Genomic DNA, 20,057 nt, shown 5'->3' on the forward strand with positions numbered 1-20,057 from the left:
ATTATAAAAAATCGGGCTTTTCGTCATTCTGCTTTACCGAATCAAAATAGGTTTTGAGCATTACTTTATTTTCGCTGAAGTCTGCAATCGTATATTGATCAAGGACCTTTAAAAAAGCATCCAAGGCATTGTTAAGGACAAATTTCAATGAACAAACGGGAGAAATCACACAGTTATCGTGATCTTTAAAACATTCCACTAAATAAAAATCTTCTTCGGTTCTCCGCACAAGTTCCCCTACATTTATTTCGGCGGGTGATTTTGCAAGCCGGAAACCGCCATTTCTTCCACGTATCGTCTCAATATAGCCTAATTTACCTAGATTATGAACAATTTTCATCAAATGATTTTTAGACAGTTGATATACTTCAGAAATCTCTTTGATATTTGATAATTTGCTTTGGTCGTGGGTAGCCAGGTAAATCAACACTCTAAGTGAGTAATCGGAATAACTCGTCAACCTCATGTTTATCGCCTCACATTCTATCCCCATTTGACTATATCATAAATGTGAACATTTTATAAACATGAAAACTTATTATCTGAAAAGATGTATAAAAAATATTGCTTTTAATGCATTTAAGTTCTAATATAAACCTGTATTCAAAATACTTGTTTATGAAAAGGGGTTTACCTATGCTATCCCAGAAAACCATCGATATTATCAAATCAACCGTACCTGTATTAGAAGTGCATGGTACAACTATCACAACTGTATTCTATAAAAATCTTTTCGAAGCACATCCTGAATTATTAAATGTTTTCAATCATGCCAATCAAAAAAAGGGGCGCCAGCAAACTGCACTTGCCAACACGGTATTGGCTGCAGCTAAATATATAGATCAACTAGAAACGATTTTACCTGCCGTGAAGCAAATAGCACAAAAACATAGAAGCCTTGCAGTCAAAGCCGAACATTATCCGATTGTTGGAGAACACCTATTAGGTGCAATCAAAGAAGTGTTACAAGATTCGGCTACAGAAGAAATCCTTCAAGCTTGGGGAGAGGCGTATGGAGTCATTGCGAATGTTTTCATTAGCATCGAAAAGGAAATGTACGACGAAGCTTCCAATCAGGTCGGCGGATGGTCTGATTTCAAACGATTCACAGTGGTGGAAAAAGTACGGGAAAGTGAAGTAATCACATCCTTTTATCTAAAGCCATCAGATGGAGATAAGGTTCCGGCATTTCTTCCAGGACAATATATTACCGTTCGGATTGAAATACCGGGTGAACGCTATTTATTCAACCGTCAGTATAGTTTATCTGATGTTCCGGGAAAAGATTATTTCCGTATTTCCGTTAAAAAAGAAAAGCCGGGAACCTCTCCTGATGGTAGGGTCTCTAACTACTTGCATGAATCCATTCAGATGGGTGACAGTATTGACGTAACGGCTCCTGCAGGTGATTTCACCATCGACTTGGATAAACGAACACCAGCAGTATTCTTGAGCGGAGGCGTTGGCATAACGCCTTACATGAGCATGGTGCATGCGGTAGCTGAACAAACACCTGAGCGTGATGTACAATTCATTCATGCAACAGATAATGGCCATTTACAGCCGTTCAGAATGGAACTGACAGAACTAGGACACAAGCTTACAAACTATCAATTATCCTTTGTCTTTAAAAATCCGAGTGAGGATGATAAGAACCTCCCGAATTTTGAAAAGGAAGGGTATATTGATAAGGAATTATTGAGCAGTATTGTTAAACCTGAGGCTGATTATTATGTGTGCGGCCCTGTGCCTTTCATGAAGGCCATCATCACTTACCTGAAAGAGCTTGGGGTAGATACGGATAAAATTCACTATGAGTTCTTCGGCCCAGCAATCGCTTTATAAGGATCATTCATCGCAGGAATGTTATTGACATCAAGAAGATAATTTTGCATACTATATTAAAACAATGAACGTTGAGAGAAGATTAGTATGCGAGAATCACTGTGACAGAGAGCGGCGTCGATTGCTGGAAGACCCGCGACAGGAAAGCGCAGAACCTGCTTCTTGAGTCCTATGCAAAACATAGGCGCAAATCCTGGCGTTATCAGGCAAAGTGGAATGCATGAACTTGCATTCAATGAAGGTGGTACCACGGAGAGCAGCCCTTTTCGTCCTTATTTCGAGGATGAAAAGGGCTTTTTTTCATGTCTTAGATATTTATTGGAGGAAGTAATCGATGGAAAAGAAACGCATCGTTGTAAAGATAGGAAGTAGTTCTTTGACCAATACACAAGGTGAAATCGACCAAAACAAATTTTCCGATCATATCCAGGCAGTGGCAGCGTTAAGGAAAGCGGGGCATGAAGTTGTCCTTGTTTCATCTGGTGCTGTAGCGACAGGTTTTCGCAAGCTCGGCTATCCTACGCGACCTGTCACTCTCAAAGGAAAACAAGCTGCTGCAGCGGTGGGGCAAAGCCTATTGATTCAATCATATATGGAACAATTAGGGAACTTTGGAATCATTCCGGCGCAGATTTTATTAACAAGGAAAGATTTCTCGAAAAAGGATAGATATAAAAATGCCTATGCGACATTGATGGAATTGCTTGAACGCGGCATCCTTCCGATCATAAATGAAAATGATACAGTATCGGTCGAGGAGTTGACTTTTGGTGATAATGATATGCTATCCGCCTTGGTAAGCGGATTAGTCCACGCGTCCAACTTGATCATATTAACGGATATTAATGGGCTCTATGATTCCAATCCACAGACAAATCCAGGGGCTAAACGATTTGATAAGCTATCCGAAATAACGGATGATTTATTGCAAATGGCAGAAGGTGCAGGTTCCAATGTCGGAACCGGTGGGATGAAATCGAAGCTGATTGCAGCGCAAACGGCATTGTCTCTAGGGGTGAAAGTATTCATCGGTTCTGGTTTGGGGAGTGATAAACTTCTAACAATCCTTGAAGGCAATGGTGATGGCACGTATATTGGGAATGATCTCTTGACGACGGTAACGAAAAACAAACAATGGATATCACTTCATTCAAAAGTATCCGGGAAAATTTTCGTTGATGAAGGTGCCGAAAGGGCCTTAGTTTCAAATGGCAGCAGTCTGCTGCCAGCTGGAATTTATGAAATTAAAGGAGTCTTCAATAAGGGCGATGTTGTCGAAGTCTTTGGTGCAAATGGGTTATTAGGGCGGGGTGAGGTCCTTTATTCCGACGAAGAATTAAAACAGGCGATGGGAAAGAGGACATCCGAGCTTATAATCACTTCCATAGAAGTTATTCATCGTGATAAATGGGTGAAAGCATAAAAAATCAATTTCAAGAAAAAAGGGGGAGTTTAGAAATGAGTGAAGTGACGGCGAAAGGAAAGGCAGCCAAAAAAGCCAGTTATCAGCTAATCGGATTGAGTACGGAAAAGAAGAATGAGGCTCTTGGGAAAATTGCGAAACAACTTATTATCGATAAAGATTTTTTGATAAAGGAAAACCAAAAGGATCTGGAAGATGGCAGGAAAAAAGGTCTCAGCGAGTCTATATTAGATCGAATTATGTTGAATGGTAACCGTATTGATGACATGGCAGCGGCCATTGAGCTTCTAATCGATTTAAATGATCCGATTGGGGAACAATTGGAGACGATTGAAAAAGAGAATGGTTTATTGATTAAAAAGCAACGGGTGCCGATCGGGGTAATCGGAATGATTTATGAAGCAAGGCCTAACGTGACCATCGATGCTGCTACATTATCCTTGAAAACGGGGAATGCTGTCATCTTAAGAGGCAGCTCGTCAGCCAAACACTCCAATATGGCACTAGTCTCTTCCATTCATAAAGCATTGGAGAATACGGAAATCCCTGTAGAAGCTGTTCAGTTGATCGAGGATACAAGTCGTGAAACCGCTAAGGAACTTTTTCATCTTAATGAGTATTTAGATGTTTTGATTCCCCGCGGCGGAAAGAATTTAATTGAAACGGTCATTAAGGAGTCCACTGTTCCCGTCCTTGAAACAGGTGCAGGCAATTGCCATATCTTCATCGATCAGACCGCAGATATTACGATGGTCGAGAAAATTGTCTTAAACGGTAAAACTCAGCGCCCATCCGTATGCAATGCTATTGAGGGGCTTCTGATCCATGAAAAATGGTTTGAAGAAAATGGAGTGCGTATTCTGGAACTCCTGGACGAAAAGGGTATTGAATTATATGGAGATGAAGCGGTTTGCAGCTCCTTTCCGAGAGCGAAAACGGCTACGGAGGAAGATTGGTCAACTGAGTACCTGGCTTTAAAACTCAGCGTGAAAACTGTAAAAGGTGTATCCGATGCCATTGATCACATAAACCGATACGGTTCCAAGCATTCTGAAGCAATCTTAACGGGGGATGAACAAAATGCTTCTGCATTTTTGAATAAAGTGGATGCCGCAGCCGTTTATCACAATGCTTCAACCCGATTTACCGACGGCTTTGAATTTGGTTATGGCGCAGAAATCGGCATTTCCACACAAAAGCTGCATGCGCGCGGACCAATGGGTTTACCTGCATTAACATCAAGCAAGTACTTCATTTATGGCCAGGGGCAAATCCGGGAATAGGATTCATTTCTTTCATGGAAGGTTATTAAAACTCAATTAAGGGTATTGTATAATACATTACTTTTAAAGGAGCAGATACCATGGACAAGAGGTTTATAGCAATATATGAAAATGAAAATGAAGCGATTTCAGCAGTCGAAAACTTAAAGGAACAAGGATATACATCCGATCAAATATCAGTATTGGCAAAAAACATCGATAAATTACCAAATGAAGCCGAGGAAGTCAGCCCGGCAAAAACTGATGGATTAGTAGCTGGGGCAGCAGCCGGCGGAGCTGTCGGATTGACAGGCCTGCTTATTGGAATGAGTGCATTGGCCGTACCAGGAATAGGTCCGATATTGGCAGCAGGACCGATTTTCGCCACTTTTGGGGGAGCGGCAGCCGGGGCAGCATCGGGAGCAGGCGGATTGAGAAAGCCATTATTGGACATTGGACTGGAGGAAGCCGAAGTCGATCAATATATGGAGGATATTAAAGCAGGGAAAATCCTTGTCATAGCCGACCCTTTTTAAGTTTGCAAGTAAAACCACCTTGAATGAACAGACTTATGATGTTTGAGAACTAAACTCCATAAAAACTCAAAATTAAACAGCTCTTATTTATTGAAAAACCCCGTTCAGGATTCTTGAACGGGGTTAATCTGTTTGTAGGCTAATTTTATTGTCACTAACGATAAAATCAAAAGGAATTCCACATTGGTATGAAGAATAAAGGAATATAGTCCTATTAGCGAGAAAGGGAGGGGGATTATGGTGAAAAAGCAGAAGCCGATGCCACTTTAAGAAATTATAGATATTTTATTCATGATGATTTTCCCTTTGAGAATCATTATACTGATTATAATGTTAAAAAGCGTTACCAGTGATGAAAAGCAAGTTTAATTGAGAAGAATTGAATGACCATTCTTTTTGTGATATTTAATACCAATCGAAATCCTTGTAATGAAAAAACCCACGATAACAGGGTTTTTTATTTTTAAAAGTGAAAGATGGAATATCTTGATAAAACGGGGAATTAATCTCATGCGTACTTAAGGCATTAACTTTTCATATTCTGGCTTTGAAAAACTCTAAGGCATTCTTAGCTAACTCGAACTATCAAGACCTTGTATGACCAGGCTTTGAGCTTTATCCAATAAAGCAAAATGATTTAGGTTGGAGGTGGGTGTTTTGATAAAAATAAAACTCGTTGTTCCTCGAAAAGGGTATATTACGGACGCCTTTGAAAGATTTGAGGAATTCAACAAGTTGGAAGCATCGGAAAACAATGATAACGGATCGGTGAAGTTTGTATTAGAGGAGGTAGTTGAGGATGCCGATAAGATTGGGAAGTTGAAGCTTGATGCCGATGTAATCATTTCAAGGGGATTAATCACGAAACTATTAAAAGAATGCAATGAATTCATTCCTATCGTTGATATACCTGTACAGGGCATTGACCTCATTCGTTCCCTGCATGATTGCAAGGCTCGTTTTGGCAATAAAAAAGTGGCTGTCATAGGTGCGTTAAATATGATTTATGGTGTTGAAAACCTTTCAGATATCGTTGATTTGCCAATTCAGTCCTATATATTAAATGATATCGAGTCCTCAGTCAGTTTAGTGGATTTAGCCGCCAGAGATGGCTGTGAGGTTGTGTTAAGTGGGTTAAGTACCTGTAAATATGCCGAAGAAATAGGGTTGGGAGCCATTCTGGTTGATACTGGAAAGGAATCATTTCGGCAGGCGTTGATTGAGGCGAAACGAGTAGCTCTTGTCAGCAGAAGGGAACAGGAGAAGACCAAGCGTTACCAAACGATTCTTAATTATGCCTATGAAGGGGTTATTGCAATAGATTTAAAAGGACAAATATCCGTATTCAATACGGCCGCTCAGGAGATATTAGCCATTTCCAAGGGGAGCTTAATTGGAAATTCTGTATACGATATAATAAGGCCCGGAAAATTTCGTAATATGCTTTTAAGCGACGATGAATACGAAAAAGATACCGTTGCTTACCAATCCATTCAATTATCGGTAAAAAAAGTCGGGATATTTTTAAAAGGTAAAAAAGTGGGGGATATGGTCGCCTTTCAAGACGTTACCCGCATTCAGGAGATGGAAGGGAAGTTCTTTAGAAAGCTTCATTCACGCGGACATGTGGCGAAGTACACATTTGATGATATATTGTATCGGAGTTCGGAAATCAAGAGGACGATTGAAACGGCTCAACGTTATAGTGAAGTAGATTCAAACATTCTTATAATTGGAGAAACTGGAACGGGCAAGGAAATATTCGCCCAAAGCATACATAATCATAGCAACCGTAAAAATAACCCGTTTGTAGCCATTAATTGCGCAGCCCTTCCCGAAAATCTATTGGAAAGTGAGCTTTTCGGATATGCAGAAGGAGCTTTCACGGGAGCCATGAAAGGCGGAAAGCAAGGATTTTTTGAACTGGCCCATAGAGGTACGATTTTTTTAGATGAAATAGGAGAAATCTCCCCAAAAATGCAAAGCCGGCTGCTGCGTGTCCTGCAGGAGCGTGAAATCATGCGCATCGGTGATGATAAAGTAATCCCGGTTGATGTGAGAATAGTGTCGGCAACGAACAAAGATCTCATGCAAATGGTAAAGAGTAATGACTTTCGGGAGGATCTGTATTATCGCTTGAGTGTGCTGGACCTTGTATTGCCTCCGCTTCGGGAACGCAGAGAAGATATTCCGTTATTGGTGAATGCCTTTATTCGGAAAGGTCATTCGGAACAAAAACAAATCAAGATCACGGATAGTGCCATGAAAAAGCTAAGTGAAGGGAATTGGGAGGGGAATATTCGCCAATTGCAAAATTTTTGTGAGCGATTATGTGCTCTTTATAAGAACAAATTAATTGATGTGTATGATATCGAGATGTATTTTCCGAATAAAAGTAATAAGAAAATACTGTTTTCGGACCAAAACGAAGAGATGGATATGTCACCTGGGATACATTTATCCGAGCGTGAAAGAATTGTTCAAACGTTAATGAAGGTGAATTTTAATAAAGGAAAAGCTGCCTTTGAGTTAGGCATGAGTCGCACGACTTTATGGAGAAAGATGAAAGATATGAATATTGGAACAAATTGAAACGGATTGAAACAAAATAATTCATTATGAAACAATTTGATTACTTTATTTATCTCTTAATTTGAGAACGAATTGGCTTCTTTCTTGAATAAACGGATGTTTTTTATCTTGGCACAATAATTGTATATAAACAATGTAGTAGGAAAGGTTTTTCCTTCAAGGTTAACATGAAAGGTTGGTGGGAATGTGTGAGTCATTTAGTGTATATTCCTCAAGATATTGAGAAAGAGGGGAAAAGTTATTTAGTAGAAAAAGGCTTTAATATTAAGGTAGGGTCTGATTTGTCGCAAGAAATTCTTATGGAAGAAATCAAGGGTTGTGATGCAGTACTAACGAGATCAACGGCTGTAATAAATAGAGAAGTTATTACAGCAGCTGAAAACCTCAAAGTAATAGCTAAGTATGGAGTGGGCTTGGACAATATCGATATCGAAGCCGCTACAGAGCGTGGCATATATGTAACAAATACCCCAGAGGCGAATGCGAATTCTGTAGCGGAACATGTAATGGCATTAATTTTATCATTGTCCAAAAACTTAAGCTTGGCTGATAAAGAGCTGCGCAGCGGGAATTTTGCTATCCGTAATCAACTTTTTGGCATGGACCTGGAAGGCAAGACTTTGGGGATTATCGGACTGGGGAGAATCGGTAGAATACTGGCAAAAAAAGCTTCCGAAGGCTTCGATATGAAAGTAATTTGCTACGACCCTTATGTTACAGCCAGCCCGAATTCTGAGCTGGAGATAGCAACAGATTTAGAAGGGGTATTCAGAAACGCTGATGTTATTAGTCTGCATCTGCCGTTAACGAAAACAACAAAAGGAATAATAGGAAGCCGTGAGTTTTCCTGGATGAAAACTTCCGCCTTTTTTGTAAACGCTTCCAGGGGCGGTGTGGTGAAGGAAATTGATTTAGTAAACGCTTTGCAAGCAGGCGAGATTGCCGGTGCTGGAATAGACGTATTTGAAGTTGAACCTCCTGATAAATGGAATCCACTTTTTAAATTGGATAATGTGATTGTCAGTCCTCATAATGCCGCTTTGACGAAGGAAGGTTCCGTACGCATGGCTGTACATGCCGCAATGCAGGTGGAACAAGTTCTTACTGGCGCGAAACCGAACTGGGCTGTAAATGAGCCCTTAACCAAAGGGGTGTCAATGTAATAATACATTAATAATTATCTGTTTTTTCTGAAAAATGAGGTTTGGAAAATTCGAGTTTGGCATTTGTTGATAAGGGTGGTGAACAAATGAAGAAAATAATCTATGTGATAAGTGCAATACCGGCACTTGGCTCGCTTGTGGTTATCAATCGAATTGAACCTTATGTGTTAGGGATGCCATTTGTTCTTTTTTGGGCCATATTATGGGTCTGTCTTACATCAGTTTTTTTGATAATTGCCAATAAACTTGATCCTGCAACCGAGGAGGAAGAAGACTGATGAATGAAGCCCTGCTTGTTATCCTTTTCTTTCTGGTTCTGTGTATTTGGTTAGGGCTTCAAGCTCGAAAAGGTAAAAATATGAGTTTGGAACAATGGGCTATAGGCGGAAGAGGCTTCGGCAGCTTTTTGCTCTTCTTCTTGATAGCAGGTGAAATGTTTACGACATATACGTTTTTGGGGGCAAGCGGCGGAGCTTATCGATCTGGTATGCCTCCTGCCTTATACGCTTTCAATTGCTTCTATTTTGTAATCGCCTATTGGCTGTTGCCGCCTATTTGGAGGTATGCCAAAAAAAATAATGTCATTTCTCAATCTGATTTTTATGACAAAAAGTACAACAGTCCTGCTCTAGGTGTTCTTGTGGCGGTAATTAGCGTCATTTCAATTATTCCATATCTGATCATGCAGTTGAAAGGATTAGGAATAATCGTATCGGAAGCCTCCTATGGGTCCATATCTCCGAATGTGGCTATAGTTGTTGGGGTAATTGCGATCACAATTTATGTAACGGCTTCAGGGATGCATGGAGTGGCGTGGACCGCGGTCATTAAAGATATCATGATTCTGGCTGTTGTCGTCTTTATGGGGATTTATTTTCCACTTCATTATTACGATGGTATACAGCCGATGTTTGAAGCAATCGATACAGCAAAACAAGGATTTTTGATTTTCCCGGAACAAGGTTTGAGTATCTCTTGGTTTATATCAGCTACGATCATGACAGCACTGGCATTCTATATGTTTCCTCATATGTTAGCGGGAGTGTTCTCAGCAAAAAGTCCGAAATCACTTCGTTGGAATGCTGGGGTTATGCCAATTTATCAAGTAATCATCATTTTTTCTTTATTTATTGGTTTTTCTGCGATTCTCCAAGTCCCGAATTTACAGGGAGCAGAAGCAGATTTAGCTTTATTTAAAATGGCGAAGATGTCATTTGATCCCTGGTTTGTCGGAGTTATTGGAGCATCAGGGGCAATGGCCGCCCTTATTCCCAGTTCACTCGTGTTGACGGCTACGGCTACGATACTTTCAAAAAATGTATATAAGGTATGGAAGCCGAATACATCAGATGACCAGCTACAAAGATTGAGCAGGATGTTAGTACCTGTCATTTCTATAGTGACTCTATATTTTACGTTCAATGGCGGGGAGTCGATTTTTACGTTGTATCTTATGGCATATAGCTTCATGGCACAGTTGTTTCCAGCACTATTTTTCAGTCTGTGGAAAAAGAATCCTGTCACGGTTCAAGGAGCATTTGCTGGAATGATCGTAGGAATTCTAATCGTTGTATACTCGACCACATCAGGTACGACACTTGCTACATTATTTCCATCTCTGCCGCAAGCCATACAAGATCTTGATGTAGGGTTAGCTGTATTATTCATCAACATCGCAGTAACTTTGGGAGTGAGTGCCGTTACAAGAAAAACTTCAATTGGGATGAAAGAAGATAATAAACAGGCTTCAGGAATGGAAAATATTGTTGAATGACAGTGGGAATCAGTCCAATATTCATATAATCGTAGATTACTAGAATAAAAACACGTTTTCGAAAGCGGGAGGCTTGATTATGAAAGTCAGTGGAGGAAGAGCAGTCGTAGAAGTAATGGCTAAAGAAGGGGTAAAAAAAGCTTTTTGTGTACCAGGTGAAAGTTATCTTAGTGTAATGGATGCACTATACCAACATCCTGAAATAGAACTTATTTCCGCAAGGCATGAAGGAGGTGCCTCTTTTATGGCGGAAGGGTATGCCAAGGCTTCAGGAGAGGTGGGAGTCTGTATGGCAACGCGTGGAGTGGGTGCTACAAACTTAGCTATCGGCATTCATACTGCTGCTCAGGATTCAACCCCTTTGGTTGCGCTTATTGGCCAAGTCGAACGCCCTTTTAAAGAAAAGGAAGCATTTCAGGAAGTGAATTTGACGGGTTTTTTCAGTCATTTATGTAAATGGACGGTAGAAGTCGATCGTGTGGAAAGAATCCCGGAATTATTGCAACGGGCTTTCCATATTGCGAGGTCGGGGCGTCCGGGCCCTGTGTTAGTGGCTTTGCCGCATGACATGTTGGAAGACGAGGCAGAGTTGAACATAAATCCTTCTTATCGCTCGCTTCCTCCTCAACCACATATGGAAGATGTGAAGCAGGCGATGGATAGGATACGAAACGCGGAGCGCCCCGTATTGATTGCTGGCGGAGGTGTGATTCATGCTAAGGCCAACAGGTTGCTTGTACAGTTTGTGGAGACAATGAAACTTCCTGTCGTTACAGCTTTCCGTCGGTTTGACGCGTTTCCGAACTCACATCCTTGCTATGCAGGGTGGCTTGGATTTGGGACACCTCAATATTTACTTGATGCAATCCGGGATGCAGATGTAGTTTTGGCATTAGGGACACGATTCTCCCAAGTAGGAACACAAGATTACACCTTGCTTTCTAAAAATTCAAAGCTGATCCATGTGGATATTTGTCCCGATATTTTTGGTAAAGTGTATGCTCCTTCTCTTGCCATTGAAGCGGATGCCAAGAGCTTTTTGGAACAAGCACTGCAAGCGCCAGAATCAGGATCTTTTATTTCAGGCGAAGATCATCTGAAAGAATTGCACGATAAATATATGGAATTTTCTGAACCGAAGGCCGATTATACAGAGGATTTCGTGGATATGGACGGATTGATGCATGATCTGGCTGTCTGCCTGCCGAAGGATACCATCATTACAAATGATGCAGGCAACTTTTTTGGATGGCTATCAAGATATTATCGTTTTGAACAAGAAAACACATACGTGGGGCCAACGTCGGGTGCAATGGGATATGGACTGCCTGCTGCTATTGGGGCAAAACTGGCGCAGCCTCACAAACATGTTGTTTCTATTTCGGGGGATGGTGGCTTCATGATGACTCTCCAAGAGATCGAAACCGCTGTAAGGTATAAAATTCCGACCATATCAATTGTTGTGAACAACAATATTTACGGAACAATTCGAGCACATCAAGAAAGGCATTTTCCAAACCGGTCCGTTGGAACTGACTTATCTAATCCTGATTTTGCTGGATTGGCCCGCTTATTTGGGGCACATGGTGAAAAGGTTGAAAAAAATATTGATTTTGCGCCAGCGCTGCAACGGGCGATTACTTCAGGGCTGCCGTCTGTAATAGAAGTTGCAGTCAATCCAAAGATTCTATCTGTAGGCCAGGACAAGAAGGAAGTATACGAAAAGTTAGTGTCTAACAATTAACTTTGGAAGTTAGCAGGACCCAATAAAAGGCATGTAAGGGAGGTATCATAGTTGTTAAAACCATATATAGTTGTTGAATGGAATGATACGGAAACAGATGCTAAAGGCTGGCTGGCCGTCCATAACTTTGTAAAAGGATACACAGGCGGCGGTACAAGAATGCACCCAACAGTTACAAGAGAAGAGGTCGAAAGGCTGGCCGAGGCGATGGCTTATAAGTATGTAGCCTGTGAGTCTGAGACGACTGGCGGTTGTAAAGCGGGCATTGCCTATGATTATAAAGCGCCAGACGCATATGCAGTGTTAAGAAGATTTCTGATTGCGATGATGCCTTATATAGATATAGGGGTATCGTTAGGCAGTGATTTAGGTACCAAATATGAAGATGTACTCAAAATATTTAATGAATTTGGCATTGATATCCCCCTAACGAAATCAATGAAGCAGAATCCGAATGTTCTGCAAGGGATAAAAGATTTCGATGAACTGTTGACGACAAAAATCGACGGGTTGTTTTTAAACGATGTCGTAACAGGCTATGGTGTGGCTTTCTCCGCAGATGAGGCATGGAAATTTAAAAACGGAAAAAGTGGAGCAAGAGTTGTCATTCAAGGATTCGGCTGTGTAGGGGCAAGCTGCGCATTGAAAATGTCCCAGTTAGGTTATAAAGTTGTGGGAATTTCCGATGCAGCCCTTTTGGTTACATGTGAAGAAGGATTGGATGTCCAAACGCTTATTGATCATAAGAATATGTACGGGGAAATGGATAAAGCCTTTTTTGAACCGCATTATGATGTAAGGCCAAACACGGAATGGCTCGACATAGATTGCGATATTTTAATTCCGTCCGCATTGGAGGATGTCATCCACATATCCAATGCCAAAAGCGTAAAAGCGAGCTTGATTGTGGAGGCGGCGAACATTCCCCTTTCATCTGAGGGAGACGAAATCATAAGACAGAGAGGAATAGATGTTGTCAATGATTTCGTTGCCAACCTGGGGGCGATAAGATTTTATGATGCGGTTATTTTCGGACTGGTTAAACCAAATCCACAAGCTGTCGTCGATGATATAGAAAAACTATGCAGGAAAAATACGTATCATTTGTTTACTCAAGCAAAAAAACAAAAAAAATATCAAAGAGAAGTAGCTTATGAAATATTTAAACCGACAATCAGCGACCTTCCAGAATATGCAGTGCCTTCCGAAGCGTTATCGTGAAACTCTCGTTAACCTGTGTTAATCATGAAAGTGTTCAGGCAGTTTATCAATCAGGAACGGGGGGGAATTCATGCAAACAGAACATGAAAATCAGCCAAAAGAATTACAGCGTTCAATGAAGAGTAGACATTTATTCATGCTCTCCTTAGGTGGGGTAATTGGAACGGGTCTTTTCCTGGGATCAGGATATGCAATCGGTGAAGCTGGACCCTTAGGAGCGATTGTTGCCTATTTGGTCGGTGGTTTATTAATGTACTTGGCGATGATTTGTCTAGGTGAATTATCGGTAGTGATGCCGGTATCCGGTTCCTTTCAGGTCCATGCAACGAAATTTATTGGTCCCGCCACTGGATTTGTCATTGGCTGGATTTACTGGCTAAGCTGGGCTCTTTACGTAGGCCTGGAATTTGTAGCGGCCGGTTTGCTCATGACCAGATGGTTTCCCGATATACCAGTATGGATATGGTGTGTGATATTTACGGTCCTTTTATTCACTATAAATGCATTGACTACGCGAAGTTTTGCAGAGACAGAGTATTGGTTCTCCGGGATTAAAGTGCTTGCCGTCATTCTCTTCATAATTATCGGTGCAGCAGCGATGTTTGGATTGATTCATATGGAGGATGCACAACCTGCCCCGTTCCTTTCCAATTTTATAGGAGATGGACTATTCCCTACAGGGTTCACGGGTGTGTTTATATCGATGATGACAGTCGTATATGCTTTCCAGGGATCGGAAATCATGGGTGTTGCAGCAGGAGAGACGGAAAACCCGCAAAAAAGCATTCCGAGAGCGATTCGAAACATCGTAATACGTGTGCTGCTTTTCTATGTACTGGCAATCTTTGTTCTATCGGCCATCGTTCCTTGGAAAGAAGTTGGGGTACTGGAAAGTCCATTTGTTACCGTGTTTGAAATGGTAGGCATTCCTTATGCAGCAGACATTATGAATTTCGTAATTTTGACGGCGGTCCTCTCTGTAGGAAACACGGGTCTGTTTGCTTGTACAAGGATCCTTTTCTCCCTTTCTCAAAACGGTATGGCACATTCTTCATTTGGAAAGCTCAATCGGCGCGGTGTACCTATGAACGCCTTACTAGTCACCATGGTCTTTGCCTTGCTGTCGCTGCTTACTAGTGTAGTAGCGGAAGAAACGTTATTCGTTGTGCTGCTTTCCATAAGCGGGGTTGGAGGGGTGCTTACTTGGATGGCGATTGCGTTCGCACAGTACAGATTCCGTAAGCAGTATATCAGAACAGGCGGAAAGGTTGAAAATCTGAAGTTTAGAGTACCTTTTTTCCCGTTTGCCCCAATTCTCTGCATCATTATGTGTCTAGGTATTTTCGTGTTTACCGCTTATGATCCGACACAGCGAACTTCGTTGTATTGGGGATTAGGTTTCGTCATTGCTTGCTATATTTTTTACTATTTTAGATATGCGCGAAGGAACGTCGAGGTGCCAGCCTTAACAAATGAACAGACCAATGATTTTATTCAATAGTGATTATTATATCCAAGATATAAGAAAACGGGTCGTTTATTTAGAAGTGCAGTTAAAAGCAAAACCTATAATTTAGAGAAGTAGAATAATAGAATACGGAGGAAATAGAATGCGTTACTTAAATTATATTAATGGAAAATGGAAAGAACCCACTACAGGAGAGTATAGAGAAAATCTTAGTCCCCATGATGGTGAAAATTTAGGAGAATTTCCATCAAGTGCTGCGGCTGATTTACATGATGCAGTGGCAGCCGCAAAAAATTCATTTCCTGACTGGAAAAAGTTATCGTTTCAGCAACGGGCTTCATACTTGCAGAAAGCAGCTGATATTTTGAAAAAGAATATTCAGGAAGTAGGTCAAGATTTGATAAAGGAAGAAGGAAAAACATTCTTGGAAGGGATGGGGGAAGCCAATCGGGCTGCCAGCATACTTGAATATTATGCTGCTGAAGCCCGGCAGCCAATCGGGGAAGTAATTCCTTCAGCCAATGCCAATACATTTTTATACACTATCCGCATCCCGCTAGGTCCGGTGGGGTTGATTACACCATGGAACTTTCCTATCGCCATCCCTGTATGGAAATTGGCGCCTGCCCTGATTTACGGGAATACAGTCGTGATTAAACCGGCTGATCTTACACCTAAGTCTGTCTATCATGTGATAAAAGCCTTTGATGAGGCGGGTCTTCCGCCTGGTGTCATCAATTGTGTATTCGGAAGGGGTTCCGTCATTGGTGCTGCATTAGTGGAACATCCTGATGTGAAGGCTATATCTTTTACGGGCTCGAATCAAATAGGTCAGCAAATTCAAAAACAAGCCATTGAGCATGGAAAGAAAGTGCAAGCGGAAATGGGAGGGAAAAACCCGCTTGTCGTCCTCGCCGATGCTGATCTTGAAAAAGCAGTGGAAATAGCTATAGGCGGAGCTTTTAAATCCACAGGGCAAAAATGCACAGCCACTAGCCGGGTGATTGTGGAAGAAGGAATTTATGAAGTATTCCGGGATCTTCTGGTGGCTCGTACGAAAGAATTAAAGGTGGGCAACCCGCTCAACGAAGAAACATATATCGGTCCGGCTGTATCTAAATCACAACGCGATGGCGTGTTTGAAATGATTGATGTTGGCAAATCAGAAGCTACACTTTTGTGCGGAGGAGAAATCCCGGCAGAAGTGGAATTGGCGAATGGTTTTTATGTCAAGCCGGCAATCTTTGAAAATGTTCCTCAACATGCCCGCATTGCGCGTGAAGAAATCTTTGGACCGGTCATTGCCCTTTTTAAGGCCGGAAATTATGAGGAAGCAGTTAAGATGGCGAATGATACAGAGTATGGGTTGAGCGCAGCCATTTGTACAAACAATTTAACATTGGCTCAACGGTTTATTGAAGATGTTGAAGTGGGTCTTGTTCATGTCAATTCGGAAACAGCAGGAACCGAACCGCAAATGCCATTTGGCGGATGTAAAAATTCAAGTGCGGGCAGCCGTGAACAAGGGAAGAGTGCCGTTGAATTCTATACAGAGGTCAAGACAGTCTATATGGATCGGGTATAAGTCAAATTGAACTAAGCGTGTTTAAACTTTTAAATTAGATCAAAAACAGGAGGGGGATTCAATATGTCCACGAAGGAAAATGTTCAGTTCAGCCCTACACTGCCTTATTCACGGTATGTCGATCCAGAGGTATTCAATGAAGAAAGTAAAAAAATCTTCAGAAAGAGTTGGATATTGGCGGGGCATGCAAGCCAAGTGGAAAAGGTAGGCGATTTCATGACATTAGATATCGCCGGAGAGCCTATTATCGTTTCACATGGTACCGATGGTGAACTGCGTGCTTTCTACAATATTTGCCCTCATCGCGGAATGAAAGTAGAAAACGCCGATAAAGGAAATAAGAAAATTTTACAATGCGGATACCATGGATGGACGTTCAAATTAGACGGAAGTGTTAATAGAGCCCCTAATTTTAAAACGAATGAACTGGGAATACACAGCTGTATGAAATCCATTCGCTTAGAAGTTCAGAATGCCATGATTTTTGTCAATCTTGACAAAAATGCACCCTCTATGGCAGAAGCATATCAGGAATTTTTAGAGGAAATGAAAGAGTATCCATTCTTTGATTCACTGAAATTAGTTAGGGAAACCCGCCGTGAAGTAAAAGCTAATTGGAAGGCCGTTGTTGACAATTACCTTGAATGTGATCATTGTTCCATTGCTCATCCTGGTTTTGCTAAATCCTTTGATTTAGCAAACTTTTGTACAACGACACACGACAAATTCACCTATCAATATATGACAGCAAGCAAGAATGGCGAAGGGGAACAAGCGCGTTTTTATTGGGTTTGGCCGAATATGATGATTAACGTTTATCCAGGAGACGGAAACGTTAATACCATTCAAGTAATTCCCGTTGATGCTGTGACGTCGTTAGGTATTTATCGGGATTATTCCTTAGATGAAAAAACAAACATAGAAAAAGAAGAATATTTTAAATTTGTTGATCAAGTACGGCAGGAAGATTTTGATCTAGTGGAAAAACTGCAAAAAGGATTAAGTTCCGAGGCATTTACAAATGGAATCTTTTCTCCAACAGAACATGCTGCTGTCTATTTTCATGAACTTATTGAAAATAAGCTCCAGAACTAACCACTGAGCTCGCTATTGGAATGCACTAAAAAAGGAACGTTCAGGGAGAATTTGTAAATCGAAAAACCTAAGCAACCAACCAGTGTGATTCGGCAGTTTACCGGAGCATACTGGTTGAGTTGTTTTTTTTGCTGCCTTTTTTGCCTTATTTGAACACCGATAAAGTTATGAAATTTGCGAATTTCCTTTTATTTATTCGGGGTGGGAGGATTTGTTCTTCCATTGTTGTTCTTCAGCAAGAAACTCAAAAAAAACATTCATGGCAGTAAGCGGATGCTCATTTACTCGTTTAAAGTAGTTGTTTTTTCTGGCATCTGTTAAATAGTTGCTTTTTTTGATTCTCTCCAACATATATTTCTGACTCATTTTCACTATTTCTCTTTGATTGTGTTTGTTTTCTTTTAATAAGGCAAATCCTACAGCTCCCACCAATGCATAGATTCCAAGTGCGATTTTCGAGATGGGTAAAGAGTCGTTCTTAAATAAAAGAAAAAAAAGATTAATGATGGAAAAGCCTATCATCACCGTTGAAAAAAAACCGTATTTCATATTTTTCTTCAACAAGGGGGACAACTTTAATTGAAGTTGTTCGATTTCGTCTTGCATGAAACCCGGTATATTATTTATTTTGATATTCATTGTTTCCTCCTTATTATCTTGCACCAATAAATAAATGCACTGTAAAATCGTACCTATTAATGAAATAGGAAAAGGAACCTATATATATCTTATCGTTTGGAAACATGTTTGTCATTTAATATACCCTTGGAATCTTTTAAAGGGAAAGTACAAGCAGTGATGTGAATAAGAATGCCATTTATACCTTTGAATAACCTAGTTAGACAGTGTTCTTGCAGTATGTTGCCTTAATATACTAACATTGGTGTAAATGTTGAATGGATTATGGTAAAATGGTCCTCAAATGGAAGCTTTATTTTTCGTTTTTTCATTATTAATAGTCATGGATGACCTTCCCGCGCCTTTTTTTGTCATAAATACGTGACTATTGTGGTATTTAGTACTTTTAAATCGAGTTTTGGAACAAATCAATATATAATTAGAAAGCGAGATAGTAGATTCAAAGATTAAGGAGGGACATAGAATGATGGAATGGGCTCTGATCATTTTGTTCGCTGCAGCAGTATTACTGTTCATTTTATCGTTTATTAAAAAGGATTCTGTAAAAGTGGACAGTCAATTGGAACAGATTGCCAGCACTTTTGGGGATGAAATGAATGTATTACAGGAAAAAATCAGGAACATCGAGATAGATGCTGAAATTACGGTGCAAGAGGCAGGCATTCTGGCAATGTCTTCCGAAAAGCGAAACATGTTGCGTGAAGTACTCGACCTACATAAGCGAGGCTATTCATTTGAAAGCATCGCACTTAAGACAAAACAGCCGGAAGAAGAAATAGAACGGATGCTTACTCCTTACATGAAAACGACGAATGAAAGGAGAAATGTGGCCAATGACATCTAAATCAATGCGCAGCTTTGCCGGAGGCCTTGTTGTTGCCGCAGGCTTATGCGGTGCAGTGTACTTCTTTGGTCCAGGTGAAGCGACCGGCACGTCTGAGAAACTATCAGAAGATGAAATGAAAGAGTCTCTGGCTTCAGAAGGGTATGTCATACATTCCGAAAAAGAATGGGAAGATCAGATTGCTGAAGCACAGTCGGTTAAAGATAAGGCGGAGGCGGAAAAAGAAACGGTAAAAGAACCAACGGAAAAAGTCATATACCGTACTGTTCTTACTGTGTCTAAAGGCTCGACAAGCATCGATGTGGGTAAAACCCTACAAAAAGCTAAAGTCATCAAAAATGCCAATGAATTTTCCGACGCGGTTGAAAAGAAAGGCAAGGCCAACGGATTACGACCTGGAACATATGTGGTGGATAGTGCGATGACGACGGAAAAAATAATTTCCATCATCTTTAAATGAACATAAAAATGACCATCGGTAAGATGGTCGTTTCAGTATGTAGACAAACTTGATGAAAAATCGAGTTTGTCTACATTTTTTTTTGCTTGTACAAATTTGGACGTTGATTGGAACGTAGGGCACTCGCTTTCCGCAGGAGTCCCGCACACCCGCTCCAATCAACAATGTTTTTGGATGGAACTCCTTTTGTCTATAAAAGGGATATGGTCATCCCTAACCCCCTGGCAGACAGTCGGCGGAAAGGGAGCGGGTTTCTGAGATCAACTGGAATGTTGTTTTAATAAAAAAGACCTTATACCGATAATGGAATATGTTGGTCTTAGTTAGTTCACAACATAGGGGTAAATGGTCTTATCCGAATCCCTTTCACGATTTTTCTGAGGGAATGGATACCATCATTTCAAAA

17 protein-coding genes and 1 other annotated feature are annotated in these 20,057 nt (G+C 40.8%); of the genes, 15 read left to right on the top strand and 2 right to left on the bottom strand.

The window, feature by feature from the left end:
* Position 1: 1 nt before the first annotated feature.
* Complete coding sequence (locus tag ADA55_RS24420; RefSeq protein ID WP_048688442.1) at positions 2–466, bottom strand: RrF2 family transcriptional regulator; 465 nt, start codon at positions 464–466, stop codon at positions 2–4.
* A gap of 170 nt (positions 467–636) precedes the next feature.
* Between ADA55_RS24420 and hmpA the strand changes: the two genes are divergently transcribed.
* From hmpA to ADA55_RS24490, 13 genes are all read left to right on the top strand, one after another.
* Positions 637–1,845, top strand: a complete 1,209-nt coding sequence (hmpA, locus tag ADA55_RS24425) for an NO-inducible flavohemoprotein (RefSeq protein WP_048688446.1) — start codon at positions 637–639, stop codon at positions 1,843–1,845.
* A gap of 62 nt (positions 1,846–1,907) precedes the next feature.
* Positions 1,908–2,122: a binding site (T-box leader), on the top strand.
* Between the two features lie 57 nt (positions 2,123–2,179).
* Positions 2,180–3,268: a glutamate 5-kinase gene (gene proB, locus ADA55_RS24435; protein ID WP_048688451.1), complete on the top strand. Its 1,089-nt coding sequence runs from the start codon at positions 2,180–2,182 to the stop codon at positions 3,266–3,268.
* 35 nt (positions 3,269–3,303) lie between these two features.
* Positions 3,304–4,551: a glutamate-5-semialdehyde dehydrogenase gene (locus tag ADA55_RS24440; protein WP_048688460.1), complete on the top strand. Its 1,248-nt coding sequence runs from the start codon at positions 3,304–3,306 to the stop codon at positions 4,549–4,551.
* Positions 4,552–4,631: 80 nt separating this feature from the next.
* Positions 4,632–5,066 carry a general stress protein gene (locus ADA55_RS24445; protein ID WP_081088807.1) on the top strand — a complete coding sequence of 145 codons (435 nt, stop codon included), beginning with the start codon at positions 4,632–4,634 and terminating at the stop codon, positions 5,064–5,066.
* Between the two features lie 657 nt (positions 5,067–5,723).
* A complete protein-coding gene (locus ADA55_RS24450; RefSeq protein ID WP_048688463.1) occupies positions 5,724–7,658 on the top strand; it encodes a sigma-54-dependent Fis family transcriptional regulator in 1,935 nt (644 codons plus the stop codon).
* 188 nt (positions 7,659–7,846) lie between these two features.
* On the top strand, positions 7,847–8,821 hold the full coding sequence (locus ADA55_RS24455; RefSeq protein ID WP_048688465.1) for a hydroxyacid dehydrogenase: 975 nt from the start codon (positions 7,847–7,849) through the stop codon (positions 8,819–8,821).
* A gap of 86 nt (positions 8,822–8,907) precedes the next feature.
* A complete protein-coding gene (locus ADA55_RS24460; protein WP_034307824.1) occupies positions 8,908–9,099 on the top strand; it encodes a DUF3311 domain-containing protein in 192 nt (63 codons plus the stop codon).
* Entirely contained in the window at positions 9,099–10,595 is a 1,497-nt protein-coding gene (locus ADA55_RS24465; protein ID WP_048688468.1) for a sodium:solute symporter family protein, read from the top strand. The genes ADA55_RS24460 and ADA55_RS24465 overlap by 1 nt, the downstream gene beginning before the upstream one ends.
* 79 nt (positions 10,596–10,674) lie before the next feature.
* Positions 10,675–12,339, top strand: a complete 1,665-nt coding sequence (locus tag ADA55_RS24470; RefSeq protein WP_048688471.1) for a thiamine pyrophosphate-dependent enzyme — start codon at positions 10,675–10,677, stop codon at positions 12,337–12,339.
* Between the two features lie 51 nt (positions 12,340–12,390).
* Positions 12,391–13,560, top strand: a complete 1,170-nt coding sequence (locus tag ADA55_RS24475; RefSeq protein ID WP_048688473.1) for a Glu/Leu/Phe/Val family dehydrogenase — start codon at positions 12,391–12,393, stop codon at positions 13,558–13,560.
* 70 nt (positions 13,561–13,630) lie between these two features.
* Positions 13,631–15,061, top strand: a complete 1,431-nt coding sequence (locus ADA55_RS24480) for an amino acid permease (RefSeq protein WP_048688476.1) — start codon at positions 13,631–13,633, stop codon at positions 15,059–15,061.
* A 109-nt stretch (positions 15,062–15,170) separates the two neighbouring features.
* The gene (locus tag ADA55_RS24485; RefSeq protein ID WP_048688480.1) at positions 15,171–16,613 is read left to right on the top strand and encodes an aldehyde dehydrogenase family protein; all 1,443 of its coding nucleotides are present in this window, start codon (positions 15,171–15,173) and stop codon (positions 16,611–16,613) included.
* A gap of 63 nt (positions 16,614–16,676) precedes the next feature.
* On the top strand, positions 16,677–17,708 hold the full coding sequence (locus ADA55_RS24490; RefSeq protein ID WP_048688483.1) for an aromatic ring-hydroxylating oxygenase subunit alpha: 1,032 nt from the start codon (positions 16,677–16,679) through the stop codon (positions 17,706–17,708).
* A 192-nt stretch (positions 17,709–17,900) separates the two neighbouring features.
* On the opposite strand, the gene ADA55_RS24495 is transcribed toward ADA55_RS24490, so the two are convergent.
* Complete coding sequence (locus tag ADA55_RS24495; protein WP_048688486.1) at positions 17,901–18,347, bottom strand: DUF5392 family protein; 447 nt, start codon at positions 18,345–18,347, stop codon at positions 17,901–17,903.
* Between the two features lie 463 nt (positions 18,348–18,810).
* On the opposite strand from ADA55_RS24495, the gene ADA55_RS24500 reads away from it, so the two are divergent.
* Together ADA55_RS24500 and ADA55_RS24505 are read left to right on the top strand one after the other, a co-directional pair.
* A complete protein-coding gene (locus tag ADA55_RS24500) occupies positions 18,811–19,191 on the top strand; it encodes a hypothetical protein (RefSeq protein ID WP_222619893.1) in 381 nt (126 codons plus the stop codon).
* Positions 19,181–19,651, top strand: coding sequence for an endolytic transglycosylase MltG (locus ADA55_RS24505; RefSeq protein ID WP_048688488.1), 471 nt, complete (start codon positions 19,181–19,183; stop codon positions 19,649–19,651). The genes ADA55_RS24500 and ADA55_RS24505 overlap by 11 nt, the downstream gene beginning before the upstream one ends.
* Positions 19,652–20,057: the final 406 nt, after the last annotated feature.

It is taken from the genome of Bacillus sp. 220_BSPC (assembly GCF_001054655.1).
Lineage (GTDB): Bacteria > Bacillota > Bacilli > Bacillales > DSM-1321 > Peribacillus > Peribacillus frigoritolerans.

What these genes read in the sequence shown, in the direction of transcription:
- ADA55_RS24420 (WP_048688442.1), bottom strand. Translation starts at nt 466, where the DNA reads ATGAGGTTGACGAGTTATTCCGATTACTCACTTAGAGTGTTGATTTAC.
- hmpA (WP_048688446.1), top strand. Translation starts at nt 637, where the DNA reads ATGCTATCCCAGAAAACCATCGATATTATCAAATCAACCGTACCTGTA.
- proB (WP_048688451.1), top strand. Translation starts at nt 2,180, where the DNA reads ATGGAAAAGAAACGCATCGTTGTAAAGATAGGAAGTAGTTCTTTGACC.
- ADA55_RS24440 (WP_048688460.1), top strand. Translation starts at nt 3,304, where the DNA reads ATGAGTGAAGTGACGGCGAAAGGAAAGGCAGCCAAAAAAGCCAGTTAT.
- ADA55_RS24445 (WP_081088807.1), top strand. Translation starts at nt 4,632, where the DNA reads ATGGACAAGAGGTTTATAGCAATATATGAAAATGAAAATGAAGCGATT.
- ADA55_RS24460 (WP_034307824.1), top strand. Translation starts at nt 8,908, where the DNA reads ATGAAGAAAATAATCTATGTGATAAGTGCAATACCGGCACTTGGCTCG.
- ADA55_RS24465 (WP_048688468.1), top strand. Translation starts at nt 9,099, where the DNA reads ATGAATGAAGCCCTGCTTGTTATCCTTTTCTTTCTGGTTCTGTGTATT.
- ADA55_RS24470 (WP_048688471.1), top strand. Translation starts at nt 10,675, where the DNA reads ATGAAAGTCAGTGGAGGAAGAGCAGTCGTAGAAGTAATGGCTAAAGAA.
- ADA55_RS24480 (WP_048688476.1), top strand. Translation starts at nt 13,631, where the DNA reads ATGCAAACAGAACATGAAAATCAGCCAAAAGAATTACAGCGTTCAATG.
- ADA55_RS24485 (WP_048688480.1), top strand. Translation starts at nt 15,171, where the DNA reads ATGCGTTACTTAAATTATATTAATGGAAAATGGAAAGAACCCACTACA.
- ADA55_RS24490 (WP_048688483.1), top strand. Translation starts at nt 16,677, where the DNA reads ATGTCCACGAAGGAAAATGTTCAGTTCAGCCCTACACTGCCTTATTCA.
- ADA55_RS24495 (WP_048688486.1), bottom strand. Translation starts at nt 18,347, where the DNA reads ATGAATATCAAAATAAATAATATACCGGGTTTCATGCAAGACGAAATC.
- ADA55_RS24500 (WP_222619893.1), top strand. Translation starts at nt 18,811, where the DNA reads ATGATGGAATGGGCTCTGATCATTTTGTTCGCTGCAGCAGTATTACTG.
- ADA55_RS24505 (WP_048688488.1), top strand. Translation starts at nt 19,181, where the DNA reads ATGACATCTAAATCAATGCGCAGCTTTGCCGGAGGCCTTGTTGTTGCC.